General features: G+C 31.1%; 1 protein-coding gene. It reads left to right on the plus strand.

All coding sequences use genetic code 11. The annotated features are described in order from the left end of the window. The first annotated feature begins 300 nt into the window (after positions 1-300). A complete protein-coding gene (locus tag V7659_RS31165; protein WP_335543860.1) occupies positions 301-1,386 on the plus strand; it encodes a CotH kinase family protein in 1,086 nt (361 codons plus the stop codon). Positions 1,387-1,619: the final 233 nt, after the last annotated feature.

A 1,619-nucleotide genomic window follows, 5' to 3' on the forward strand; every position in this document is an offset into this window, starting at 1 on the left:
TTCCAGTACTATCTGAACTTGGCGCTTCTTTAGGTCCTTTTTTCCCAACAGGATTATTATCTAAAAAGCCAACTACTCCATTTTCTTTAGCTTGTGAAAGTAAATGCTCAATATCAAGCTTTAGTACCATTTTCCCACCACTTTCTTAACAAATTATTCTTTTCTATTTCAATTTATGATGATTTTATCTATTTGACATAGACAATCATCATATTTTAATCCATATATTTTAGAGTTTTTACACACAACAACCCAAGTGAATGCATATATCTAAAAAAAATATTATTTAGGAGAATTCAAGTGTTAAAATACGAAATTTTAATAAATCCGAAGTGGTTAAGAAAATTGGATAACGACATTTGGAATGATGAATTAGTACCGGCTGTTTTAAAGATGGGTGAAGATCGTATTAGTATTAAATTAGCCTACCGAGGGAACGTGATTAGAGAGAAGAAAAAAAAATCCTATCGCATTGTTTTTCAAAAACCGTACAAGGTTAATGGAGCTCATGAGATTCACCTCAATGCAGAATTTTCAGATGTTTCATTAAGTAGGAATAAATTATCGCTTGATTTCTTTGACCGTATTGGGGTCATATCACCTCACTCAAAGCATGTGATGCTATATATCAATGGATATAATAAAGGCATATATTTAGAGATTGAATCCTTTGATCAATATCTTCTTGAAAAAAGAAAAATGCCGGACGGAGCTATTATTTATGCAACCAATAATCGAGCAAATTTTTCATTACTAACCAAGAAAAAAGAAATAAAAAAACGGTTGGATCAAGGTTACACACTTAAATATGGTAAAAAAGATACTATGGTTGAATTACAAAACTTTATTGCGATGATTAATGCCTTAAGTAATGATGATTTTGAGAAGGAAATCCCAAAAGTATTGGATGTAGAAAAGTATTTAAGATGGGTAGCTGGCGCGGTATGTGTTCAGAATTATGATGGATTTATTCATAATTATGCATTGTATAAAAATGATGAAACCGGTCTTTATGAAATTTCTCCGTGGGATTATGATGGGACCTGGGGAAGAAACCTGCATGGCAGAAAGTTGGATCATGATTATGTACCATTAACTGGATACAACACACTATCTGCAAGACTTTTCCACTTTTCTCATTATAGACACCTATATAATGAAATCCTTTCAAATATTTTGGAAAACGACTTTACTCTGGACGTCCAAAAACCTCTAATTAACGACCTATTCGAAAACTTAAAACCATATATTAGTCTAGATCCGTATTTAGACTATACAGCTGAAACCCTTGAGCAAGAGAAAAAGGTTTATTTTAATTTTATTAAAAATAGAAATGCTTATCTTAAAGAAGAATTAACATCCTTTATAAAAGTAAAAAGTATATGAATGAAAATCATATACTTTTTTTTGCCTATTTTTACCCAAAACAGGAAAAAAAGGCTACTTTATTAGTACAACATCATACCGTGATACATATAGATGCAGTGTAAATGTTTATTTAATTTTAAAGGAGGATAATTCTTTTATGGAAAAAGAGATGATGAATTTATTTGTGGGTAAAACAATCAAGGTTGATCGTGGAGGTCCCGAATCAAGGAGTGGGAAATTACTAGCTGTTT

The organism is Neobacillus drentensis, from assembly GCF_036966985.1.
In the GTDB taxonomy this organism is placed as follows: Bacteria; Bacillota; Bacilli; order Bacillales; family Cytobacillaceae; genus Neobacillus; species Neobacillus drentensis_E.